Source organism: Cellvibrio sp. BR (assembly GCF_000263355.1).
Classification (GTDB): domain Bacteria; phylum Pseudomonadota; class Gammaproteobacteria; order Pseudomonadales; family Cellvibrionaceae; genus Cellvibrio.
Map to the genome: position 1 here is coordinate 133,416 of NZ_JH668202.1, position 23,216 is coordinate 156,631.

The following is a 23,216-nucleotide window of genomic DNA, read 5'->3' on the forward strand; positions in this document are numbered from 1 at the left end:
ATTCCAGCGAATTACTCTTATTCCCGCGGAAGTTAGCGCCTTATTTTTTTGTGATCAGCCGCAATCCTGTCTGCCTTTAAATGTGAACGGTCATCAAGTTCAATTACTGCAATCACACTCATTGAATGGTCAGTTACCACAAAATCCGCGCTCATTCGGCTAATGCGATTAAACCATTGCTTAAAGTCATGGCCTTTTCTAACTGAAACCAATTGGGATAATTGTACTTGGGAGAAAACACATAACTCCGGTAATGACTCAATCAATCGGAAATAGAGCAATTGCTCTGGTGCAGTCATAAGCTTTTTCTTTTCAAATGGCCATGTTTCGCTGGGTTTATATTTGAAGTTTCGCCCTCTGCCTTTATTGGTGAGAGCGCTCAATACTGCTATTGCAATAATAAATAATGCTATATATAAAAAATCACTCATGAATATATTCACTCACCTAAATAGTTTTCATACCTTTTTTTACAACTCAATTAAAAGGCAAACAGCAATGCGTTTCTCGTATTTTTTTGGGTTAAACTTTTCTAATACGCACATTCTTTTTACTTTGTTTTGATTCTCGCCATATCTCAATTCGATATTGATCAGGCCTAGCCAATTCAACTTTACGGTTCTTTTCAGCAGGCTTTTTCTTATTATCTTTTTCCATTGGTGGATTAAACTGAAACTCTGGTTCATCCATAGGAAGTAGCATTTGAGATGGCGTCCTTTCCAGTGAGGTTTTGAGCTGCTCCATGAATTGCGGTACATCATCACCTAATATGCTCTCAGCCAGTGTCATTGCTTCATTTACAGATAAAGAGCCGTTCCCAACTCGAACAAACAGCGACTCTAATTTAGTAAGAGCTTCACCTCTATTACGTATCTTCGGTTGAACATTAGCTTGAGAAAATGGGGCGGAAGCTATAGCTCCAAGGTAGTTACCGACGGACTGAATATCGGAATACATAGCTTTCACACCAGAGGATATGGGTCCATAAGCTGCAAGAAAACCACACAATGCGGTTGCCCTCACGAGAATTTTACTTTGTGCGCTTATCGAGCCTTCTTGAACTTCTAGTGCCAAATGGTAATCAGGGAGCTTTAATAGATCTCCAACATATATTTCCCATTCATCGAAAAGCTTGGTTGAATATGATTCAAATTCTTCAGCAGGAAGACTTGGTACGCCTAAATAAAAATCCGTCGTTCCTATATTAATCATAGTCCACCGCTCAATTAGATTTAGTCCTAACAGTTTGTTTGACACCGTGACAGCGTTTTCCGGTGAATTATTCTTATGCACTCAAAGAAACAATACTCTCACTCACTACCAAGTCTTTTTTATTCTGCCATTCATGCAGTCATTGACATCATTATCAATAACACCATTCGGCTTAATGCATTCTTTTAACGGAATTGTTTGCCGAGGATTCGCATCGAATTTTTCTTTTTGAATTCTTTCCAGCTGCCTGCTATGTATGCTTTGTGCAGGCTGGCCTTTAACTTTTAGATGTTTTGTTATGTGGTCTGCTTTTTTCGCATTAAGCAAACGTAACTGCTCTTGTGCAGTTAGTTGCAACTCTGGATCATCGGGGGAAATCACAGGGGGTATAGCATCTGGATTTATTTTTGGTTTTTCTTCGTCTGCTATGGACGTACTTGCCAACACGATTGCGATTACTAGAGTAATCAATTCCATTTTTTTAATTTTCATATTCCCCTCCGCCATCGCTTGGCAACCTTGCTTGCTAGTATCAAGCCTTCCTTTGTGTTCCTAATTCGGACTGAGCAGCTTTAGTCATTGGACTAACCTGCCCCGCCTCTGGCATTTCCTCTCCGCTAATCAACCAAAAACGGTACTCCTTAAATAGATTCGCGATTGCATCTATTTCTTCTTCTTTGATTTCCCGTTCCGGCTTGTTTCGAATGTTTTGCCACGTATAGCGGCTTATGCCCGTCAGCTCTTCGAGCTTCGGGTTTTTAATTTCCTCGTGTTTCAGGATTTCTATTAAACGCTCTTTAATCATTTCCAAAAAACTTTATTGACTTAAGCCAAATTGGCTAATATTATAAATCTAAGCCAATTTGGCTTAAGCTGAATTTAAAACACCTGCTTCGTTCGTACCTCAATATAGGTACACGAATCGACAGAGTTTAATAAATAAAGTGGAACAAAGCGAATGACAGTGGAATTTGAAGAGTTAAGTAAAAGCTCGTTAGCTGGCGCACCACCATTACTCCCTTGGGCGAAGTTCGCCGACTGGATACAAATAGAGCCGGGCATTGTTAGGGGTTGGGTAGATCGCGGTTACTTGCCCACCTACCGCATTGGCAAGCATGTCCTGATAAATGTCGCACTGCTGCACAAAGAGCTTGTTGAGGACTGATCAAATGATGCAGTGCGATTTTTTCGGCAAACATATTGAACTGGTGAACAAAGCCGCGCGCGCTATTCGCCACACCTACCGCCGTATTCGCACTGTATGCCCTTTCCAGCTCGATTTTTTCATCAACCGCATACCGGTCGGTGAATCAGCGTTAAAACACCTAAAAACCGGCACCCGCTTAACCGTCGCCACAACCGGTTTACGTGTTGCGTTCAAGTTCATCAAAAACGGCCTATTCGTTTTTGCATTTGATGATCACTTGTTTTCTATCTCGGCCACTGACGCCGCTCTACTGGAGTTTTGAAAATGAATGATTTTTTTAGCATCACCAAAAAGCAATTAAGCCTGCAAATTGAAATGCTGATTTTCTCCTGCATCCAAACCAGTTTTTCAATTGGTTCATCGCTTATTGCCTGCACAACAACGCACTTTGATTCACGTACCGGCATGCTTGCCATTACCGTTATGCCCCACGGTGCCAACCCTGACTTGTTCGATGGCCGCATCAGCCTAATCGTCACCTGCGACACCGACTCACGCGACAAATTGATCGCCGTTAATAGCTACCTACTCGACGTGCTCAACAACGGCTATTCGAAGTTCACCGGCTTTCCTGATCAACCAAAAACAGTCTCCGCCGCACGCACACACTCGATTCAGTCACGCGCACACGCGCCGAGTGAGCTTGTGAAGGGAACGTGTGACCGCGCACAAGCTGTATCTCGGTCTTAGGGCTTTAGCCCTTAGATGACTGACAGTAAAAGCTCAACCGATTTTTAAACGCTCCACCAACACTCAATGTTTTATTAACCAAAGGTAATCACTATGCAATTCGAATATCCAACCACCGTACTCGGTGTAACAAGAATGCTAGTCGAAGGCAAACCTTACTGTTTTGTTTTCGTCGGCGCACAACCCGAACCAGATCGCGAAAAAGACTGCCACGGTTTTAGCATTCGCAAAATCCCCGCTGACCCAGCGGTGTTTGATCAACTCAATGATGTTCGCTACGGCCAACCCGCAAACAAAACCCTGTTCATGATTTTAAAACAAGCCGCTGGCGGTAAAAGCCAACCGCATGTAATTGGCGTGGTGCCGCAAAAGATGATGAACAACCCAACCGCCACACCGGCCAAAACCGCTTAACTCTTTAGCCCCCTTGCTCGAATTCCTCCACCACAGGAGAGCAAGGGGGCGCCTACACAGGTTTTTAATCATGTCCAAAGTAGCGTTATGTGATGGTGATTTGCTTCTTGACCCTGCGGGCTTTATGGCCTGCTCTGGTTCATGGTCTGTAGTTCCTTATGTAGAACCAACTGATTCATCGCTCGTTTACGCGCAGTTGGTTGCACTTAATGAATTCGATCCCGAAAAAGCTGGCCTCATTATTGTGAGTTGCCTTGCCACCTTTGTCGTCGGTTTCGGTGCCGGTGTAGTCATCAAGTTACTGCGCCGTTTATAAAATTCTGTGGTGGAATATTTTTTTAACTTTCACAAAGGTATTTTTCTATGAAAACTCAATTTGCTGTTCTGCGTTCAAAAGTAGGTAAAGCGCTGACCGTTGGTGCCACTACCGCTGCTGCCCTTGGTGCTTCTGTTGCTCACGCCATCGATGACACCGCCATCACTGCTGCACAAACAGCGGCTGAAAACTCTGTCGAACTGACCTCCACCGGCATGATTCAAATCGTCGCCATCATCGTGGGTGTTGGCTTGGTAGTGTCATTGCTCAAAAAAGTGTAATGGCGGGGCTACTGTTTGCTGCCCTTGTCGTCGTGTCGTTCATGACCGGCGCCTACGTAGGCAGTCAAGGCTAATCAGTGCCGCTCTTCGGGGCGGCATTTTTTTTAGGTGATTGTCATGCGTTATCTGTATTTATTATTTTTCTGTTTTTTATCGCTGCATAGTTATTTGGTTTTTGCTCAGGAAAATCCGTTACCTAGTTGTGCATCAACAACGCCAATTCTTTACTGCAACGGTGCAACCGCATGTGCTGACGCTTCTAATTCTTGCTTGAGCAACCCCACTAATTATTTTAAAAATGAAGGCATGAGCGGTATTTTCACTGCCTATCGCTGTCAGCAAAACTGTGTTTGCCCCCCGGGCTCTACGTGGTATAACCATTTTGATGTTCAAGGCAATCTTACAGCCGGTTGTTCCCTTGATGGTGACGGTGATGGCGGTGATGATGAATCTTGCCCCTCGGGTTATCCAAAAGTTAACGGCCAGTGCCCTGTTTGCCCAACTGGTTTCAATGAAGATGGAACGTGCGCAACTCCATCATCTGAGCCTGCATCATCTGCCCCCAATTCTTCATCTCCCGATTCGGGTTCTTCTGGTAGCGCTGGTAGTGCAGGCGGTGGCGGCGATGATGATGGCGGTGGCACTCCAGGTGGTGGTGGCAGTGGCCCCGGCAATGGTGGTGATAATGGCGGCGGTGGTTCTGCTGGTTCTGCTTCCGCTGCTTCCGCTAGTTCAGCTTCCGGCACCAATAATTCATGGAACCCCTACGCCGGTTATGGCAACTGGATTCCTGTTGCGGCAGATTCCAACTGCCCGAATAAATATAAAGATATGTCCGGTCAGTGGTGGTGCGCTGGTGGTGCTAGCAACACTAGCTCGGGCAATACCGGAAGTGCCGGTTCTGCTGCATCGGCTGCAGCTCTTGAATGTGATCCCACGGCTTCCACTTACTTCTCTTGCATAAATCAAAAATCAGTTAACGGCGGTGCCGGTTGGAATCCTCACGCGTCTTATGGTGGCTGGCTGCCTATTAACGAAGATTCTCCCTGCGTAAATAAATTCCAAGATAAAGCCGGCGATTGGTGGTGTGCGGCTCCCTCTGGCGGTGGTGGAGGTGGCGGCGGCACTACTGCAAGCAGTGCGGGTTCGTCCGGATCTTCTGGTTCCGATGGTGCATCAGGCTCCGAGGGTTCTGCCAGCTCCAAATCCTCTACATCCTCTTCTCACTCTTCATGTTCTTCCGCCTCTGCTGCGCCTAATGGCTCGTCTGCCAGCAATCCGTGTTCGGGTGGCGGCAATGGCAGTGCCTCGTCCTCTGGCTCCATGTCTTCGCTCGGTGAAAAAGGTGAGTTTGATGGTGAAGCATCTGAAAAGCGCCTCGAAGAGTTAGGCGAGGAGTTAACTGAAAAAATCGATGAAATAAAACTCGAAATACAAAATGAATTCACAAGCACTATTCAAGGCTCTGGATCAATCGAAGATTTTTGTAAGCAAATTCGCGGGCAAGAAGTCTGCTTTGGAATGAAAAAATTTGAAGAGTGGCTTAACCCCATTTCGTCGGCAATATTTTTGGTGGCCTGTGTTATTTCTTTTTCAATTGTCCTCAGCGGGAGAACCTAATCATGGAAACACTAACAGCATTGCTTGATGGTATCTTTTTTGTGATGGAGTGGCTTTACACCGGTATTTATGAATTTGTTGAAGAGGTCATGCAAGAGCTTGTGGCATGGCTCGTGATCGCCAAATTGCAAGGCATGCTTTTTTTGATGGAATTCAGTTGGGGTGTCGCCAAGCAAATCATGGTTAATCTCAATATTGGCGATTATATCAACCAAGGGTTTTCTAACCTTGACCCTGTGCTAATGGGTTATCTCAATTTCTTTCGTGTGCCTGAATCATTGAATTTAATTGTTCAAGCTATCGCCACTCGCGTCACCTTGCGGGTTATGGGGTGGTAAATGACAACAGCAATTATTCACGGTGACCCAGGTTCCTACAAAACCTCAACCCTGATCAGTGATTATCTGGTGCCTGCAATCAAACAAGGTCGCCATGTGGTGACCAATATTCGCGGCGTGAAAACGGCGGAGGATGTTGCAGAAATATACGGCTTTGAATTACCTGACAGCGCACAGATCACACTGGTTGATTTTAATGAAGCAGGCTTCGAGCGCATGGCGCGCTTCTTTCACTGGGTGCCAGAAGGTGCCCTGATTTTGATGGATGAAGGCCAGCGCGTTTACCCAACCCGCCTGCGTGATTTTAAAGACTATGACCTGCGCAACCCCACTGATGATAAACGCCCGCGCACCGTAGAAGATGCGTTTGACTCACACCGGCATATGAACTGGGATATTTACATCAGCACACCCAACATCAACAAAATTCACAAAGAAATTCGTGCTGTGGCTGAGTTCGGTTTTCGTCATAAAAACATGGCGACTGTTTTTAGCTTTATGAAAGGCCGTTACAAGCGCGTCACTCACATTGCAGAAAATTCTGGTTCGGCTATCGGTCACGCGATTTCCGCCAGTTTGCGCAAAATCGATAAGAGGGCATTCGATGTCTACCAATCTACAGCAACCGGACAAACCAAAGATTCCGCCGCGTCCTTTAGTTTTTTTAAACAGCCTAAAGTCCTACTCGTGCTTTGTATTATCGGCTATAGCATTTGGAATATGGGATCTACTCTCTACAGTGCGGGCGGTGTTCCAACCATGTTTGGCGGCAGTGTTAAACCATCCGATTTTCAAGCTGGCAACGCACCTGCTGCTCCACCTGCTCAAGCGTCTGGCAATCTTCCTCTTGGTGCTGTACCTAATGGGGTCAGTGCTCCGAACCCTTTTAGGGGCTTAACAATCTACTTTGTCGGCCATATCAACAACGTCTTACTGTTTCAGGTGGAATATCCCGATAAAAGTTTTATCTCCGTTGATAGCTTCTTCCTTTTAACCCTTGGTTATACCTATCAGCGCATATCTATGGGCGCTGTTCGTCTGCAATACGGGGATGAAGTCATCTTTGCGTTATCTCGTCCCCAAACCGATCTGGCGCAGTCACCACCACAACCGGTTACTGATCAAATGTTAATTATTAATTAGCGGGCAACGGTGCCGCCGACGCGCGCAAGTATGAGCACGGCAGGCGGCACCGGCGCCACCGGAGACGTCCCTGTAACACGTCTTATAAACAGTTCTTGAACACCTCATTAGACCACTATAAAGGCTAAGAAAATGAAAAAACCAACTCACTACGAACGTTTGAACCATGACTTTCAACCGGACAGCAAAGGACGGTTATTTTTTGATGGGAAAAAATTCTGCGACTTATCCGGATTAAATATTTTGCGTTGTGGTGTTGATACTGTTCGCCAACTTTATCGCGGATACATTAAAAACGGTGTTCTCGATCTGTTCGAGAAAACCGGTTTGGTCTTTTTTGGTGGTCATGAATGGCATGCGGGTCGTATAGGTCGTGATTCAGGCTATCAATTCAAATTACAAAATGCGGATTTAGGGTTAATCCTACTGATTAAGAATTTCAACGTTAAACCTGAGTCAGTTGGCCCACACTTAAAAATCGAAGTCTCGCCACACCTGATTGACGAATACAGTCCTGCACAACTGCAAGAGCTAATGGATAGCTTCGCTGACCTTGTACTGGATAATATTGATTACAACCAAACTGCCGTACATATCGCGGTAGATGTCCAAGGCTGGGAACCTCCGGCAGATATAGTCGCTCGCATGCACTGTCGTTCACGTACTGTTCGCCAGTTCGACACCATAGAAACACTCGATTTTGATCACCTATCAGTGACCTATGGTCGCGGTGAAACTTATATGTTTGGTTCACCATCATCGATGCAATTGTGCATCTACAACAAAACCAAACAGGCAAAAGCCACGGATAAACTCGACTTTTGGGAAGATACATGGCGCAAAACTGACAACCCATTTGAAGACACACCAGACAACTATGACGACACAAAACCAGTCTGGCGCATTGAGTTTCGCTTTCACCATTCCGTAGTTGAGCAATTTGCCTCTGGCAGTAAATTTCACGATAGTGATGTGCCCTGTTACTTCAAAAGCTATACCGCACTTTCACACCATTTGGATGGGCTTTTAAAGTACGGCTTTGATAGCTTTAAATTTTTGAACGCACCTAATCGTTTCCATCCCGTATGGACACTGTTAATGCAGGATGTACTGGTACAAGTCCCAGTGCCGTCACACCTCGATAAAACCGACTACAAGCGCTATTACAAAACCAGCACAGGATTCAGCGGTAAAAATATTGAATTACTCATAGGCAACGCTATAAGCCTTGCTGCACGTCAACGGCTAACCGCCAAACAAACCATAGAAGCACTGCAATCACTTCCCTTCTGGCCGACTATCAAAGAGTTTTACGCACACAAAGGCATGGGTGATATGGATTTGAGGGATCACATTAGGAAGCTCCTAACCGAACGCTGTATTCGTTGGGGGAAAGCTATCTAATGTCGATTGAAAAACTTGAAGATGGTCGCTGGTTTTTGGATATCGAACCCGTAAAAGGCAAACGCTTTCGCCGGAAATTCAAAACCAAAACTGAAGCCATACGTTTTGAAGATCAAATCAGGGCTAAATTAGTCACTGGTGAAATCTGGAACACGCCTCAATCAGACAAGCGCAAATTCTCTGAACTAATCGACCTGTGGTATGGGCACCACGGAATCCATTTGGCTGATCCTGAGCGCCGTAAACGGTCGTTGATCGCATTATGCAATGCGCTGGGTGATCCTGTAGCGAAAAACCTCACGCCTGCCCAATACCTGAATTACCGGCAGATACGTGCACAAGATGGCGTTTCCGCTAAAACACTCAATAACGAACTGGGCTACCTAAATGCACTTTACGGCTACTTGTGGCAAACCGACCAGATTAAATACCAGTCGCCACTAATCAAGGTAAAGCCAATCAGGGTTAAAGAGCGCGAACTCTCCTACCTGACCACTGAACAGTGCCAGGAATTATTGTCAGTGATTCACGCAGCCAAAAACCCGTGCCTTTATTTGATCGTAAGAGTTTGTTTACAGACTGGTGCTCGTTGGAGTGAAGCGGAAAAATTAACGCCATCGCAAATTGGAAAGTCGCGCTTAACGTTTCTGGATACCAAATCAGGAAAAAACCGGACAGTTCCAATCACCCAAAAACTCGAAGATGATTTGCGAGTTCACTCGACTGGAAATTACAGATTATTCTCTACATCGATCAGCGCATTTCGTAGGCTGCTCGAAAAATGTTCGTTTAAATTACCGAAGGGTCAAGCGGCTCACGCATTGCGTCATACTTACGCGAGTCACTTCATGATGAATGGCGGGGATATTTTAACGCTGCAAAGAATTCTTGGTCACAGCTCAATAAATTTGACCATGCGCTACTCGCATTTGTCGCCAGATCATTTATTAGAAGCAGTGAAATTTCGACCGGCTGTCGATGATTAACAATGTCATCGACACTTCATCGACACTGCAAACCCCAGAAAGCAAAAACCCCTGAAAATCTCTAGGATAATCAGGGGTTTAGCGACTTCTATATGGTGCACTCAGGAGGATTCGAACCTCCGACCGCTCGGTTCGTAGCCGAGTACTCTATCCAGCTGAGCTATGAGTGCGTCTTGTTGGCGCGCATTCTATTGATTGACCTTTAGGTCGTCAAGCGTTTTTTAATTTTTCTTTTGTGAAATTTTAAAATAATGCTTTATAAATCAATGAAGTACAAAAACCAATCGACTTGGGTGTATATCGAACCACTTGCAAGTCTACGCCCTGTTCAGGCGCTATGTCGTTTTAAAATGGCGGTGAGAGAGGGAGTCGAACCCTCGATACCTTGCGGTATACACACTTTCCAGGCGTGCTCCTTCGGCCACTCGGACACCTCACCGTATTTTACCGCCGACAATTGATGCGGTTCTTCGCCAGACTGACTCTCCATCGTCACCCCTGCGAAGGCGCGCTAATTTACACAAGCAGGCTTGCAAACGCAATCTTATTCTCCCGTCCATGTAGTAAAAAAGTCTGAGGGATTTATTGCGCGTGGAAGATGCGCACTACCGGTAGGTGTGCCTATATAAATGAAGCCGACAATCTGTTCATCAAGCGCTTCATTACTGACTAAACCGAGCGCTTGTTTTATCGCGCCATCATAAGCCATATCACCCGTCCGCCAGATTGCCCCCAAACCCAACGCAAAACTGGCAGTGAGAATATTTTGCGCTGCGGCGCCCGCCGCAATGAGCTGCTCCACTTTTGGTATTTTGGGGTGAACCTGACATTTAGCAATTGCGACAATAATCATTGGAGCACGCAATGGCATTGATTTGAACCTATCCAACTCTGCCTGGCTGATATCCGGTTTTTTTTCGGCAGCAACACGAGCAAACAACTCACCCAACTTTTCCAACCCCACTCCCTCTATCACCAAAAAACGCCATGGCTGGAGATTGCCGTGATCCGCCGCTCGTGTAGCGGCGCGTATCAAAATATCTAACTGTTCGCGATCTGGCGCAGGCGACGCCAGCTTGGATTGTGAAACTCTGTGGTGTAAAACGGTGATTGCGTCCATAAAACTCATCTATTTAATAAAGCATTAACTGGGAAACCGGCAACAATAACGGCCACACGCTCCTAATACGCGAGCGCTATTCGAATATTGGTGAAATTTGTACCATACTTTCAAGTAATTCCCGCCAGTAGAATTAATAAACGGGAACTACCTCCATCATGCGACCAGACAATAAGTCCACTATCGGCAGTTTATATGCAACAAACCAACTTGATTATCGCAATAATCACCCCTTTTTTACTGCTACTTGTTGCCTCCATCGCACTATTGATGAGCGTTGTCAGGCAGAAAAAAATAATGCGGCTGCAGCAACAAAAGTTGCGCGAGTTTATTGATGCCATCCAAAACAGCAACGGCCCCCTACCCACCCCTGCCAAACCTTACAAACAATTTATTTATGAGCAGGTAGAGCTCACCCAGGACAGATTTAACCTGTTGGCACCGCGCAGTGACATCGCAGGCATACAGCCTAGCGATGTACCACTGAATCAGCGGATTGTAGCCTTACGCTATGCTTTTTTGCGTGCAGAAGAGTTAGGTACAACAGCCGTCCAAGGCAGTGAAGGCTATTGGGATATATTTCAACAAACATTGGAGCCATTACTTCAGGGGCCTCAGGAATTGCATGAGGGCAGCAATAGTGAGGAGCTGGACACCTATAAAAAGCGTGTTGGAAATCTGGAAAAATTTAAAAAAATGTTCTTTGACCTTGAAAAGCGCTGGGATGAAACGCAAACAAATGCACAACAGCATTACAACGAACTCTATGCCATGGCAGATGAGATGGCAGATAAAGAGCGCTATGAGTATTTATTAGGCCAATATAACGATAGTTATAACAGCATGAATCAACACATACGCTCAACCAATGCCGCTATCACAGGTCGCCCCATTGAAAACAAGACCATCAATATAGTTCGTCAGGATCCGCGTGCCGCCGAAGAGATAATGAAATTGCGCAATGTGGCAGCAGATCAGTATCGGGTTATCAGCAACTTGCAACGCAAACTGGAAGAAGCAGTCACTGCCGAAGAAAAAGACCTGGTTATTAAAGAACTGGAACAACAACTTCAGCGGCAAATTCGTTTTGTCCAAGAATCAGACACCTGCGTCCAACTATTGGAGGAAGAACTCACCAAAGCCAACGAAAAAATTGCTATACAGGAAGGCCAGATAGATAACGACCATCAGCTGGAAGAAGAAAACCTGCGCATCAAAGAAACTCTCCACAGTTTTACCCATGAAAGTAAGAGTCTACTGGAGAATATCGAGGAACTTGAAAAGGAAAACGATCAACTCAAAAACAGCTCCCAAAAACAGAATAAAGAAAGTAACCAACAGCCTGACGACCATTTTCACACGGAGCTTGTCGAACTGCGTAAAGAATATGCAGAACTGGAGGCAAAGTATCTTGAGCTGAAGTTTAAATAATATGACAAAAACCAATCCCGATCGAAATCAACAGGTAGACATTTTGATGGAAAAGCCGTTTAATTCCTTCCGCACCATCAGGGAGTTAATCATTCTGCAGGGAAGACCTTACTGCACAAAACAATAAGGCTTTATCCAATGACCAGTAAGATCGACTCCGAATCGCTGCAGACTGAAACTCCGATCCAACAGTACTACTTTCGCGCACTTATCTGCTTTGCAGCCTCAGGCACCCTCGCCTCATTTGTTAATTGGAACAAACCAAGCCCTGTATATATTGGCGTTATAGTGCTGTTACTGGCCTATGCCTATGGCACCTATTTTTTTACTCGGAAACAAATTCCAGAACTTGTTGCACGTAACAACCGCTGGCTCTCATACATAGATGCAGGACTTATCGGCATTGTATTAAGCCTCACCGACTTCAGTATTCTGCCCTGCGTCATGTTCTTAACAATGATTCAATTTAACGCATTAATCAGCGGCGGCATACGCAAACTACTGGAAGACAACACCGCTTTTGCGGCAGGTGTACTCATTAGTCTTTTTATACACAGCCCACAGCTAATTTTATCGGGCAATATCCAGATTAGCGCAGCCAGCCTTATTGGCGTCGCAACATATTTTTTGGTTTATGCTATTTATATGCATCAACGACTCCACAAACTAATGCTCAGCCAGAAGCAACTGGAGAATGAACAAAAATGGCACAAAATACGCGCGTATAAGTTATCTCGCTATTTACCACCAACCGTATGGCAAGCCATTAACCGCGGCGACGACAAACACCTACAAGCCGAGCGTAAACGAATTAGTGTGTTTTTCTCCGATATCAAAGACTTCAGCCAACTTTCGGAAGAAATCGAAGCAGAGGCGCTGACCGAACTCCTTAATCATTACCTTACCGAAATGTCCAAAATTGTTGCCCATTTCGGCGGTACTATCGATAAATTTATGGGCGATGGGATAATGGTTTTGTTTGGTGATAGTGCAAGCAAAGGTGTTAAAGATGATGCAACACGTTGTGTCGCCATGGCCATTGCGATGAAAAAGCGCATTAAAGCCATGCAGGTGGAATGGTTTAATCAGGGGATTAAGAAACCACTGCAGGTACGCATGGGCATCAATACCGGCTACTGCACAGTGGGCACCTTTGGTACATCAAATCATCTGGATTACACCGTACTCGGCACCCAAGTGAACCTGGCAAGCCGATTAGAATCGGCAGCAGAACCCGATGAAATTCTTATCTCACACGAAACCTGGTCACTGGTAAAAGACACCGTAATGTGTCGCGATAAAGGCGAAATAACCGTGAAAGGTTTTTCTATGCCCGTTAAGGTTTATCAAGTTGCTGATTTACGTAAAGAGATGGGCAAAAACCAAAGCTACTTCGAAGATCGGGCCGAAGGTTTCTCCATGTATCTGGATATGGATAAAGTGCGTAATTACGACAAACAAAAAGTTATTGAGACACTCGAAAAGGCAGCCAGTAGGCTAAAAGACAAGGTAATTGTTTAATTCATAAACAGGACATGCTTGCGCATGCCCTGTTTTCCCCAACCATTAACCCACCAAAATTAGTACAACTACTGACGAACTAAACGCAACAGGTTTGGCTTCTCTTCTGCACTGCTAGAGCGAAATGGATTAATGTCCAAGCCACCGCGCCGTGTGTAACGCGCATAGACGGTTAAGGACACCGGCTTGCAATAGGTTGCGATGTCATTAAAAATCCGCTCCACACAATGCTCATGAAAATCCTGATGTTCACGAAAAGAAATAATGTAACGCAGCAGATTTTCGTGCTCGATTTTCTTACCGCTATAACGCACAACAATACTGGCCCAATCCGGCTGCCCCGTCACGGGACAATTCGTTTTCAGCAAGTTACTAATCAGCGACTCACTCACCAGCTCCTCGGTAGTAACCAGCAGCTCAGGCTTGGGATGATAGGCGTCCACAGTGATCGATAATTCATCGAGTAAAACCCCCTCTAACGTCACCGCATTTAATAAATGAGCCGGTTGCGCCCGCCAATGGGAAATCTGCGACGGCAGCAGAGGAAATAAATGCACACGTACCATGGCACCCGCTACAGCTGACAAATCCTTAACCAACAACTCTTCTACTTCCGCCGCACTTTGATAGCGAGTTTGATTGAGCGAATTTAGATACAACTTGAATGATTTGGACTCGATCATAAATTCGCTATCACAGGGAATAAAAAACTCCGCGACCGCGACAACAGGCTTACCTTGAGAGTCAAGCCAGGATAGCTCGTAACCAGTCCAGATATCTTCACCAAAAAAAGGCAGCGCGCGCCCTATTCCCAAAAGCTTGCGCGATTCCGCACGAGGAATAGGAAACAGCAACTGCGGCGAGTAAACCGATACATACTCAGTTTGCTGCCCAAGAGGATTAAGATTCATAAAATCACCTTGGAAATAGTTCAGGCACGCAAGCGTTTGCCATTTTTTAGTAAGTATAAGGCTACTGCAAATAATGTCATAACACACAGTGTCAAACCTGCAAATGCCATTCCCAAATGCACATCAGTAATACCCAACATTCCGTAGCGAAACGCATTCACCATATGCAAGATAGGATTAAATACCGACACTTGCTGCCAAAATTCAGGCAATAAATTGATGGAATAAAAAACACCACCAAAATAAGTAAGTGGCGTTAGGATAAAAGTAGGAACGATGGATATATCATCAAAGGTATTGGCATAGACTGCATTGATAAAACCTGCTAGTGAAAATAATATCGATGTCATTAGCACAATAAACAAAGTGATAAACCAATGCTGCACTTGCAGCTCTGTAAAGCCAAGCGACATCAAGGTGACAATCAAGCCCACTGCCATGCCACGCGCAACACCACCCATCACGAAGCCCAACAAAATAATATAGTTGGGTGTAGGCGACACCAAAATTTCTTCTACACTACGCTGAAATTTTGCACTAAAAAAAGAAGAGGAAACATTTGCATAGGAGTTAGTAATTACCGCCATCATAATCAGGCCGGGCGCGACAAAATCGATATAACTAAAACCCGCCATATCGCCAATGCGACCACCAATTAATTTTCCAAAAATAACAAAATATAAAATCATGGTTATTGCGGGAGGCAATAAGGTTTGTACCCAAATACGAGTGAAACGCTTAACTTCTTTACGCAGGATTGTCATAAACGCAATCCACTGCTCATGTGCTGTCATGCTTACCCCTCTTTTACTACAGATTGTGCGGCATCTTTATTGGCATTAACCATGGAAACGAATAATTCCTCCAAGCGATTAGCCTTATTGCGCATACTCACTATACGGAATTGCTGTGCAGTTAATTGTTCGAATACCGCATTGAGTGACTGCCCCTTTTCAACGTCTACCTCAAATGAATGTTCATCAATTTTTGCAACTCTATGACCATCAATCGTTGGCAAACCGTTCAAACTACCCTGCACATCGAAAATAAATACCTCTTTATTGAGCTGCTGCAGTAAATTTTTAACGCTGGTGTTTTGCACTATCATTCCTTGATCGATAATCGCTACATTGCGACAAAGGCTTTCTGCCTCCTCCAAATAATGAGTAGTTAAAATAATCGTAGTGCCTGCCGCATTTATTTCACGCAAAAAATCCCACATGGAGCGGCGCAACTCGATATCAACCCCTGCAGTAGGCTCATCAAGTATCAATAGCTGCGGCCCATGCACCAAGGCGCGTGCAATCATTAAACGGCGCTTCATCCCACCCGACAACATGCGCGCAGGTGTGTCGCGCTTATCCCACAAACTAAGTTGCTTCAAATAACGCTCTGTTTGCTCAAGCGCTTTGCTACGCCCCATGCCGTAATAACCAGCCTGCTGCAGAACAATGTCCTGCACCTTCTCGAACATACTAAAATTAAACTCCTGGGGAACAACGCCAAGATATTTTTTAGCAGCGGAGAAATCGGTATCGATATTTTTACCGAAAACCTCAACCGTACCGGCTGTTTTACGCACAAGTGAACTGATAATACCGATGGTGGTAGATTTACCCGCACCATTGGGGCCGAGCACCGCGAAAAAATCACCGGGCATTACATCCAGTGAAATACCTTTCAGTGCTTCGAACTTTTCGTTGTAAACTTTACGCAGATTTCTGATTGAGAGTGCCGGAGTCATAACCCCTCGCGGAAATAGTGGAAGATCAAAAAACCAAACCTCAACTTAAGGCTAAGTATGTCGATTTCAAGTTTCGAAGAGAACCAATACGATAAAGAGTATTACATATATCATTTGGACTTACTTAATGCGTTTACTGCGCAAATTAAACAGCTTCCCCCCTTTAACCTTGAAGAAGCTACTACAGATGATGCAGAGTTTTTAGCTGCACTCGATGATCTCGCCAACAATCCACATAACTCTGATTGGCTGGACAAGGGTCAACTACTGATGTGCCGCATTGTGGGCGCTTACCCTCACCTGATGCCACTCCTCTATCGCGACCTACTATGGTTTTTTGGTGGAGACTGCCTACATTACATGCCAGACGAAGAGATAAGCATATTCCAACAATTGGATGAGTTACGCGAAATTGCAAAAAGTGAGCAGCAACCCTTTGATTACAAAGAGGCTCGAGCCAAACTCATGGGAATGCACTGAAAAATTAAGCGAACCAAATTTAACACAGGGACGTGAACAACTACTTCACCAAAGGAATAGATCAACAAATACAAATAAAAGGACAATCCAAATAATTAATTATTGAGCATGAGACGTATAAATTTTTTGCAAGGAAAGGAATAGACTGGATCGAGGGTACAAGCAAGAAAGACGCACATTTTTAACTTTAGAATTTCTGCTAGAGAAATTGGAGCGGGAAACGAGACTCGAACTCGCGACCCTAACCTTGGCAAGGTTATGCTCTACCAACTGAGCTATTCCCGCTAAATGTGGCGTCCCCTAGGGGACTCGAACCCCTGTTACCGCCGTGAAAGGGCGGTGTCCTAGGCCACTAGACGAAGGGGACATTTCAATTGCTATCGAGCGATAACAATAAAATACACTTCACTAACAGTTTAAAACTTTTGCTTAATTTCTATTGAACTTAACTTCCAGATGGAAGTTGGAGCGGGAAACGAGACTCGAACTCGCGACCCTAACCTTGGCAAGGTTATGCTCTACCAACTGAGCTATTCCCGCTATATGGCGTCCCCTAGGGGACTCGAACCCCTGTTACCGCCGTGAAAGGGCGGTGTCCTAGGCCACTAGACGAAGGGGACCCCGGACCTTCCAACACTTTTGTTTTCTTTTTCAAGTTAACGTCTGCGTCAGAAGTGGGGCGCATTCTAGGGTCGGATGCAGCAGGTGTCAACACTTTTAATTCTTTTTTTATCATTGCGGAAACAAGCACTTAGCTCATCGCTTCAGGTTCGCCTATTCAAATTCTGACGCCAATTTTATCGGTGCTATACTTGTTGCATGAGTTTGCCCAGCATTTAATCAATAAGGTTCTTAAACCATCATGTCTGCTTATGTAATCGCCGGAATTTTTGTTTTGCTGATTTTATTGGCAGGCTATCTATTTATCTCCCACTCAATAGAAAAGAAACGTATACAGCGACAAAGACTGGTGACCGCTTTACGCGCGCGCCGCAATTCATTTCGCGACCTGGCCACAGGATTTCCTCAAGGCTTTCTTTCCAATGACTTAACCGGCTTACTTTATCGCGCATTAATTGACTGCTGCGAACAACTCTCGCGCCTTGAACCTAATGACCCTGCCCATGCCGAAAATCTAAGCCTTTACACCAACTTACTGGCTGCACAAAAGGAAGCCAGCGGCCAAAACAAGGTCAGGCTGGACAATCCCCAACAAATAAAAGAAGCCAATCACCTACTGCAAGAGCTGCACAAGTTTGTGCTGCAACAATCCGCGCTAAACCATATCAATCAGGTACAAACCGAGGCTTATACGGATCAAATCAATCGGCTAACGCTACAAATTACTGTGGATGGTCATGTATTTAACGCCCGCCAAGCACAACAAATTGGCAAAGTGCGGCTCGCAATCCATCACTACGGCCTCGCGCGTAAAGCACTGGCCGCGGGTAACGGCAGTCATTTGTTTGATAAACAAATCGCCCAGCTGGATGCTGTCATGGCCAAACTGGAAGAAAAGGCTGATGTTAGTGGAGAAGCAGCCACCGCTAATGGAGCAACTGCCACTCCCAAACGGCAGGTAGATGACAGCACCAGCAGCAAAGAGTGGAAACAGTTTGAGGAAGAAAACGAAAAATGGAAAAAGAAATCCATTTACGATTAAACCCTACTGAACTCAGCCCCTTCCCCCCAAATCTGCAATAAAAACGCAACATCCCCTGGCTGATAATTAAATCCAAAAAAATATTGTCAGTCAGACCGCTCCCTCCATAATATGCGCCTCCTTTTTATGCCCTGCCCCTGAGAATGTTTTTGATGTTAGATGTAACCCAGAGTGATGTATCGCTCACAATTAAGTCGCGCGCCGAGGTGGTTCGCCCGTTAGTGGCGATGGGTGTGGGTAGTTTTGCGGTGGGAACCAGTGAATTTGTGATTATGGGGCTCCTGCCGGAAGTATCGGCAGACCTTGCCATTAGCATCCCCCAAGCAGGTCACACTATTAGCGCTTATGCGCTGGGTGTAGTGATAGGTGCTCCCATACTGGCGCTGCTCGGCGCACGGGTGTCGCGTCGTTTGATGCTAATTATTCTGATGGCGCTCTTCACGGCGGGAAACCTTGCCAGTGCATTCGCTGCCGATTATCAGTGGATGATGGCAATGCGCTTCATGAGTGGTTTACCACACGGCACTTATTTTGGTATCGCTGCGCTGGTTGCCGCCTCATTAGTTCCAGTGCACAAACGCGCCCAAGCTGTAGCTATGGCGATGCTGGGGCTGTCACTTGCGACATTAATTGGTGTACCGCTAGCTGCCGCACTGGGCCAATGGTTGGGATGGCGTTTCGCATTTGTATTTGTGGCGCTAATAGCTCTGTTATCAGCGGTGATGATTTTTTACTGGCTACCGGTTATACCTCGGGATAAGTCGGCAAGCCCACGGAGCGAACTGGCAGCCCTGGGCAATAAACAGGTTTGGCTGACGCTCGGAATCGGCGCCATAGGTTTTGGGGGGATGTTTGCCGTGTTCAGCTACGTCAAACCGAGCTTGATGGCGCTGGCGGGGCTCACCGAAGCGGGCGTGCCATTTATCTTGGCTCTGTTCGGCGCAGGCATGGTGGTAAGTAATATTGTGGGCTCCAAAATGGCCGACAAGGATTTGATGGGGTCTGTACGCGCAACCTTAATTTGGTCAGCGTTGGTACTGGGAGCCTTTGTGCTGACTGCCCATGTGCTGTGGATTGCCTGCATTAATGTATTTTTAGTCGGCACAGTGGTGGCAATTGGCCCCGCCCTGCAAATTCGCCTGATGGATGTTGCTGGCAAGGCACAAACCCTGGCAGCAGCACTTAATCACTCCGCATTTAACTTTGCCAACGCCATTGGTGCACTACTCGGTGGCTGGGCAATCGACTTGGGCCTTGGTTGGTCATCTACCGGCTGGGTGGGATTGATACTGTCCATCGCCGGTTTGGGTATTTACGCTCTAGCCAAAAAAGATTCCATCAAAAACGGTTAGGGTGAAATCAATTTTTCAACCAGTGCTACCGGCACGGGAATGACCGTGCCGTGACGCATGCGCACCGGAGTACCTTCATCGGGGAAGTGCATCTGATCTGATACATCTTCCCAGTTGATCATATCGCTTGAGCGCAAGGCGCCGTATCGATGCGTGGTATAAGCATCGTAATAGATCACCGCACTATCACCAATTTGTACCCCAGTTGGCCCCTCCACCCACAACCCTTCCTTGGTGATGGGGTCACTCAATGTTCCAAAAGGCCCCTGCAAACTGTTAGCGGAGGCGACCTGCAAATATTTTTTGGGCGGGAAACGGGTTTCATCTTTCACAATAAAATGCAATTTGCCATTGAAGCGCAAAAACGTCGCATCAATCACACTGAAACCTGGGTCGTAAAATAATTGGGTGGGAGTGAAGGTTAGAAAATCCTGCGTGGTAGTAACGTAAAGGCGATGATTGTAATTATCCTCAGACGCTCCATCTGTTGCCGGAAATTTACCCGGAATGGTCGATGACCAAAAAATCACAAAATTTTTGCTGACCTCGTCATAAATAATTTCTGGCGCCCAAGTATTACGCACACTGGGTTCATGGGCCATTACCGGAATTTCTTTTTGCGCTGTCCAATTTACAAAATCTTTGGTGGATGCATAACCAATATTGTTTTCATTCCAGCCCGATGTCCACACCATGTGATAAGTGCCATCCGGCCCCTGCGCCACACTTGGGTCACGCATCAACCTGGATTTGCCGATAGCTGGTCGCCAATGATTTTCTGCACGCGGAACTTTTTGCCAATGATAACCATCCCTACTCACCGCGAGATGTAAACCGTCCTCCCCATTTTTGGTGAAGTAAGTGAACAAGTATGCGGTTTTGCTTGATGTATTGTTTTCAACGATACCTGATACGCAGCCTGAAAGACTCGCGAGCAATCCAACAATCACTAACAGCCGATGCAATCCCGAAGTGAACATGGTCACTACCTCAAACAATTTGCAGAATAAAAAACGCCGGCAATTAAGCCGGCGAAACGACGACGACAACTTGGATATGTAGCATCCAAGGCCTAGCAAAAAACCTTAACCCAGCTGACACATTATGCGGCGGTATTGATTATCGACAATGCAGTAAAACAAGCATTTGCCCAGTTTTTATCCCCCAAAATAACCGGAGTACGCTGATGTAACTGGGTTAATGGTGTGTCGAGGATTCGCCCTGCCTCGGTGTAACCACAACCACCGGCCGCCTCTACCAATAGCGCCATAGGAAACGCCTCATACAACAAACGCAACTTGGCTGGCTGTGCAACATCGCGCGTATCACTTGGGTAAATAAAAACACCGCCGCGCGTGAGAATACGGTGCACGTCCCCCACCATCGCCCCCTGCCAGCGCATATTAAAACGGGTATTCGCAGGCTGGGGGGCGATCAAGCTGGTTATATAATTCTGAAACGGTTTTGGCCAATAAAACAAATTCGCCATATTGGCGGAAAATTCACGCGTGCCCTGCTGAAAAACAATATCTTTTTTTGATGAAATAAATTCGCCATTACTTTTATTGAGCGTGAATTCATGCACCACCGCTCCTGTAGATATTACCAATGTGGTGTAAGGCCCATAGAGCACATAACCCGCACAAAGCTGATCCCTACCGGTTTGAAAAAATTGCTCGTCGCTATGATCAGGCACATCATCCCGCGCCTTCAAAATAGTAAAAATTGTACCGATTTGGCCATTCACATCGATATTGCTACTACCATCAAGTGGATCAAATGCAACCAAATAGGGCGCACCGGAGCAAGCAAGCCGCGCATGTTCTTCCTCTTCGGAGGCGATTGCTCTTACCGAGCCTTGAGCAGTCAGTGCTTCAATTAATAAATCATTGGCGATTACATCTAATTTTTTTTGTACTTCGCCCTGCACATTTTCCGCGTCGGTTACACCAAGCGTATTACCCAAGGCACCGTGACCAACTTGTTCAGCAATGTGGTGACAGGTGGATAAAATTACCACAACCAGATCAATTAATTCCGGAGCCGCATTTTCTTGCGCCAATAATGTTTTAAACGAAATCATTAGTTTGCCTTGTAGCGTCCAACACAATTTAATTGCACAAAAGACTCGGTTAAACGAGCGACCATTGCCTGCTCTGCACTACGCAACCATACACGCGGGTCATAGAATTTTTTGTTGGGTGCATCCGGGCCTTTGTCATTGCCTAATTGACTGTGCAAACAATTGGCATTAGTGCGATAAAAATTCAACACGCCCTGCCAAAAAGCCCATTGGGTATCGGTATCGATATTCATTTTTACCACACCGTAGTCAATCGCTTCTGCAATATCGCGCGGGGCAGATCCGGAGCCGCCATGAAATACAAAATCCAGTGCATTTTTTGCCAAGCCAAATTCTTTACTAACAAAGACTTGTGAATCTTTCAAAATCGTTGGCTTTAATTGCACATTACCGGGGTTATAAACACCGTGCACATTGCCAAAGGAAGCGGCGATGGTAAATTTTTTACTGATGGATGCCAGTTGCTGATAGGCGTAAGCCACATCCGCTGGCTGAGTGTAAAGCGCCGATTTATCCATGTGGCTATTATCAACACCATCTTCTTCGCCACCGGTACAACCCAATTCAATTTCCAGCCCCATACCCATGGGCGCCATTTTTTCCAGATAGCGTGCACTAATGGCAATATTTTCAATGAGAGACTCTTCCGACAAGTCAATCATGTGTGAGCTGAATAAAGGTTTGCCAGTCTGTTCGAGATGGCGTTTACCCGCGACTAACAATCCATCAATCCAGGGTAATAATTTTTTGGCTGCATGATCGGTATGCAACACCACTGGCACTTCATAGTAAGCCGCCACCTCATGCACATACTTTGCTGCCGCGACTGCCCCCAACACCGCCGTATCTTGCCCGGAGAGCTTGAGCCCCTTACCGGCAAAAAACGTAGCGCCACCGTGAGACAACTGAATAATAACCGGCGAACCCACATTGCGTGCCGCTTCGAGTGCAGCATTGATGGAATTGGTACCAATGACATTTACGGCGGGTATGGCGTAGTTATTTGCCTTGGCATCGGCATAGACCGTTTGTAAATCACTACCAGTAACAACACCGGGTTGGACAAGTTTTCGCAAGCTAATCATGATTTTGTTCATTACTCCTGTTGCAATACGATCATATTAATTCTTTTTCAATTAATTTCAATCACAAACAACAACAAAAAGTCGCTTTTCGATCACATAAGATCACAAAATGAATGGGCTTAGTCGAAACATGACCAGCGCACTAACTCTCGACTACAAAATAATGATTCCCCTTGATATAACTCACTGAACGGCTATGGTCAGACAGTAGTAAA

27 protein-coding genes and 6 tRNA genes are annotated in these 23,216 nt (G+C 45.7%); 16 read left to right on the top strand and 17 right to left on the bottom strand.

Translation table 11 applies throughout. The features are described 5' to 3' along the window. Positions 1-32: 32 nt before the first annotated feature. The 4 genes from O59_RS21695 to O59_RS10880 form a co-directional block, all read right to left on the bottom strand. Entirely contained in the window at positions 33-431 is a 399-nt protein-coding gene (locus O59_RS21695; protein ID WP_007642537.1) for a DUF2726 domain-containing protein, read from the bottom strand. Positions 432-522: 91 nt separating this feature from the next. After that, the gene (locus tag O59_RS10870) at positions 523-1,212 is read right to left on the bottom strand and encodes a hypothetical protein (protein ID WP_040392221.1); all 690 of its coding nucleotides are present in this window, start codon (positions 1,210-1,212) and stop codon (positions 523-525) included. Between the two features lie 105 nt (positions 1,213-1,317). Further along, entirely contained in the window at positions 1,318-1,704 is a 387-nt protein-coding gene (locus tag O59_RS10875; RefSeq protein ID WP_157152552.1) for a hypothetical protein, read from the bottom strand. Between the two features lie 40 nt (positions 1,705-1,744). Beyond that, the gene (locus O59_RS10880) at positions 1,745-2,017 is read right to left on the bottom strand and encodes a helix-turn-helix transcriptional regulator (RefSeq protein WP_007642543.1); all 273 of its coding nucleotides are present in this window, start codon (positions 2,015-2,017) and stop codon (positions 1,745-1,747) included. 153 nt (positions 2,018-2,170) lie between these two features. Between O59_RS10880 and O59_RS10885 the strand changes: the two genes are divergently transcribed. The 11 genes from O59_RS10885 to O59_RS10935 all read left to right on the top strand — a co-directional run bounded on the left by O59_RS10885 (position 2,171) and on the right by O59_RS10935 (position 9,611). Next, positions 2,171-2,377: a hypothetical protein gene (locus tag O59_RS10885; RefSeq protein ID WP_007642544.1), complete on the top strand. Its 207-nt coding sequence runs from the start codon at positions 2,171-2,173 to the stop codon at positions 2,375-2,377. A 4-nt stretch (positions 2,378-2,381) separates the two neighbouring features. Next, complete coding sequence (locus O59_RS10890; protein WP_007642546.1) at positions 2,382-2,681, top strand: hypothetical protein; 300 nt, start codon at positions 2,382-2,384, stop codon at positions 2,679-2,681. 2 nt (positions 2,682-2,683) lie between these two features. Continuing rightward, the gene (locus O59_RS10895) at positions 2,684-3,109 is read left to right on the top strand and encodes a hypothetical protein (protein WP_007642548.1); all 426 of its coding nucleotides are present in this window, start codon (positions 2,684-2,686) and stop codon (positions 3,107-3,109) included. Between the two features lie 93 nt (positions 3,110-3,202). After that, a complete protein-coding gene (locus O59_RS10900; RefSeq protein ID WP_007642554.1) occupies positions 3,203-3,523 on the top strand; it encodes a hypothetical protein in 321 nt (106 codons plus the stop codon). 70 nt (positions 3,524-3,593) lie between these two features. Beyond that, complete coding sequence (locus tag O59_RS10905) at positions 3,594-3,839, top strand: hypothetical protein (RefSeq protein ID WP_040392223.1); 246 nt, start codon at positions 3,594-3,596, stop codon at positions 3,837-3,839. Positions 3,840-3,886: 47 nt separating this feature from the next. Further along, positions 3,887-4,120, top strand: coding sequence for a hypothetical protein (locus tag O59_RS10910; RefSeq protein WP_007642558.1), 234 nt, complete (start codon positions 3,887-3,889; stop codon positions 4,118-4,120). A 117-nt stretch (positions 4,121-4,237) separates the two neighbouring features. Next, positions 4,238-5,740 (top strand): hypothetical protein, encoded by a 1,503-nt coding sequence (locus tag O59_RS10915; protein WP_007642559.1) that lies wholly within the window; start codon positions 4,238-4,240, stop codon positions 5,738-5,740. 2 nt (positions 5,741-5,742) lie between these two features. Continuing rightward, entirely contained in the window at positions 5,743-6,078 is a 336-nt protein-coding gene (locus O59_RS10920; protein WP_007642560.1) for a DUF2523 family protein, read from the top strand. Further along, a complete protein-coding gene (locus tag O59_RS21025; RefSeq protein ID WP_007642562.1) occupies positions 6,079-7,221 on the top strand; it encodes a zonular occludens toxin family protein in 1,143 nt (380 codons plus the stop codon). A gap of 132 nt (positions 7,222-7,353) precedes the next feature. Beyond that, entirely contained in the window at positions 7,354-8,625 is a 1,272-nt protein-coding gene (locus tag O59_RS10930; RefSeq protein ID WP_007642564.1) for a hypothetical protein, read from the top strand. Then, entirely contained in the window at positions 8,625-9,611 is a 987-nt protein-coding gene (locus O59_RS10935) for a tyrosine-type recombinase/integrase (RefSeq protein WP_007642566.1), read from the top strand. The genes O59_RS10930 and O59_RS10935 overlap by 1 nt, the downstream gene beginning before the upstream one ends. 93 nt (positions 9,612-9,704) lie before the next feature. Here O59_RS10935 and O59_RS10940 read toward each other — a convergent pair. The 3 genes from O59_RS10940 to O59_RS10950 form a co-directional block, all read right to left on the bottom strand. Continuing rightward, positions 9,705-9,781 (bottom strand) — tRNA-Arg (locus tag O59_RS10940). Positions 9,782-9,962: 181 nt separating this feature from the next. Then, positions 9,963-10,050: transfer RNA gene (locus tag O59_RS10945), tRNA-Ser, on the bottom strand. Positions 10,051-10,155: 105 nt separating this feature from the next. Then, on the bottom strand, positions 10,156-10,731 hold the full coding sequence (locus O59_RS10950; RefSeq protein WP_040392224.1) for a nitroreductase: 576 nt from the start codon (positions 10,729-10,731) through the stop codon (positions 10,156-10,158). Positions 10,732-10,926: 195 nt separating this feature from the next. Here O59_RS10950 and O59_RS10955 point away from each other — a divergent pair, with 195 nt between their 5' ends. Together O59_RS10955 and O59_RS10960 are read left to right on the top strand one after the other, a co-directional pair. Further along, on the top strand, positions 10,927-12,162 hold the full coding sequence (locus O59_RS10955) for a hypothetical protein (protein WP_007642568.1): 1,236 nt from the start codon (positions 10,927-10,929) through the stop codon (positions 12,160-12,162). 138 nt (positions 12,163-12,300) lie between these two features. Beyond that, positions 12,301-13,683 (top strand): adenylate/guanylate cyclase domain-containing protein, encoded by a 1,383-nt coding sequence (locus tag O59_RS10960; protein ID WP_007642569.1) that lies wholly within the window; start codon positions 12,301-12,303, stop codon positions 13,681-13,683. Between the two features lie 68 nt (positions 13,684-13,751). On the opposite strand, the gene queF is transcribed toward O59_RS10960, so the two are convergent. The 3 genes from queF to O59_RS10975 are packed head-to-tail and all read right to left on the bottom strand — an operon-like array spanning position 13,752 to position 16,338. Then, complete coding sequence (gene queF, locus O59_RS10965) at positions 13,752-14,594, bottom strand: NADPH-dependent 7-cyano-7-deazaguanine reductase QueF (protein ID WP_007642573.1); 843 nt, start codon at positions 14,592-14,594, stop codon at positions 13,752-13,754. A gap of 20 nt (positions 14,595-14,614) precedes the next feature. Next, on the bottom strand, positions 14,615-15,388 hold the full coding sequence (locus O59_RS10970) for an ABC transporter permease (RefSeq protein ID WP_007642574.1): 774 nt from the start codon (positions 15,386-15,388) through the stop codon (positions 14,615-14,617). A 2-nt stretch (positions 15,389-15,390) separates the two neighbouring features. Further along, on the bottom strand, positions 15,391-16,338 hold the full coding sequence (locus O59_RS10975) for an ABC transporter ATP-binding protein (protein ID WP_007642575.1): 948 nt from the start codon (positions 16,336-16,338) through the stop codon (positions 15,391-15,393). Positions 16,339-16,395: 57 nt separating this feature from the next. Here O59_RS10975 and O59_RS10980 point away from each other — a divergent pair, with 57 nt between their 5' ends. Further along, positions 16,396-16,818 (top strand): PA2817 family protein, encoded by a 423-nt coding sequence (locus O59_RS10980; protein WP_198284790.1) that lies wholly within the window; start codon positions 16,396-16,398, stop codon positions 16,816-16,818. Positions 16,819-17,027: 209 nt separating this feature from the next. On the opposite strand, the gene O59_RS10985 is transcribed toward O59_RS10980, so the two are convergent. The 4 genes from O59_RS10985 to O59_RS11000 form a co-directional block, all read right to left on the bottom strand. Continuing rightward, positions 17,028-17,103: transfer RNA gene (locus O59_RS10985), tRNA-Gly, on the bottom strand. Positions 17,104-17,109: 6 nt separating this feature from the next. Further along, positions 17,110-17,185, bottom strand: a tRNA-Glu gene (locus O59_RS10990). A 97-nt stretch (positions 17,186-17,282) separates the two neighbouring features. Continuing rightward, positions 17,283-17,358 (bottom strand) — tRNA-Gly (locus O59_RS10995). Between the two features lie 4 nt (positions 17,359-17,362). After that, positions 17,363-17,438: transfer RNA gene (locus O59_RS11000), tRNA-Glu, on the bottom strand. A gap of 242 nt (positions 17,439-17,680) precedes the next feature. On the opposite strand from O59_RS11000, the gene O59_RS11005 reads away from it, so the two are divergent. Both O59_RS11005 and O59_RS11010 read left to right on the top strand, forming a co-directional pair. Then, the gene (locus tag O59_RS11005; protein WP_007642577.1) at positions 17,681-18,481 is read left to right on the top strand and encodes a hypothetical protein; all 801 of its coding nucleotides are present in this window, start codon (positions 17,681-17,683) and stop codon (positions 18,479-18,481) included. Positions 18,482-18,633: 152 nt separating this feature from the next. Then, complete coding sequence (locus tag O59_RS11010) at positions 18,634-19,833, top strand: MFS transporter (RefSeq protein ID WP_232283078.1); 1,200 nt, start codon at positions 18,634-18,636, stop codon at positions 19,831-19,833. Here O59_RS11010 and O59_RS11015 read toward each other — a convergent pair. From O59_RS11015 to fbaA, 3 genes are all read right to left on the bottom strand, one after another. Beyond that, positions 19,830-20,813 (bottom strand): family 43 glycosylhydrolase, encoded by a 984-nt coding sequence (locus O59_RS11015; protein WP_157152553.1) that lies wholly within the window; start codon positions 20,811-20,813, stop codon positions 19,830-19,832. The two genes, O59_RS11010 and O59_RS11015, sit on opposite strands and share 4 nt — an antisense overlap. Before the next feature lie 122 nt (positions 20,814-20,935). Further along, positions 20,936-21,916, bottom strand: a complete 981-nt coding sequence (locus O59_RS11020; protein WP_007642580.1) for a class 1 fructose-bisphosphatase — start codon at positions 21,914-21,916, stop codon at positions 20,936-20,938. Beyond that, positions 21,916-23,001 carry a class II fructose-bisphosphate aldolase gene (fbaA, locus tag O59_RS11025; RefSeq protein WP_040392421.1) on the bottom strand — a complete coding sequence of 362 codons (1,086 nt, stop codon included), beginning with the start codon at positions 22,999-23,001 and terminating at the stop codon, positions 21,916-21,918. The genes O59_RS11020 and fbaA overlap by 1 nt, the downstream gene beginning before the upstream one ends. Positions 23,002-23,216 lie beyond the last annotated feature (215 nt).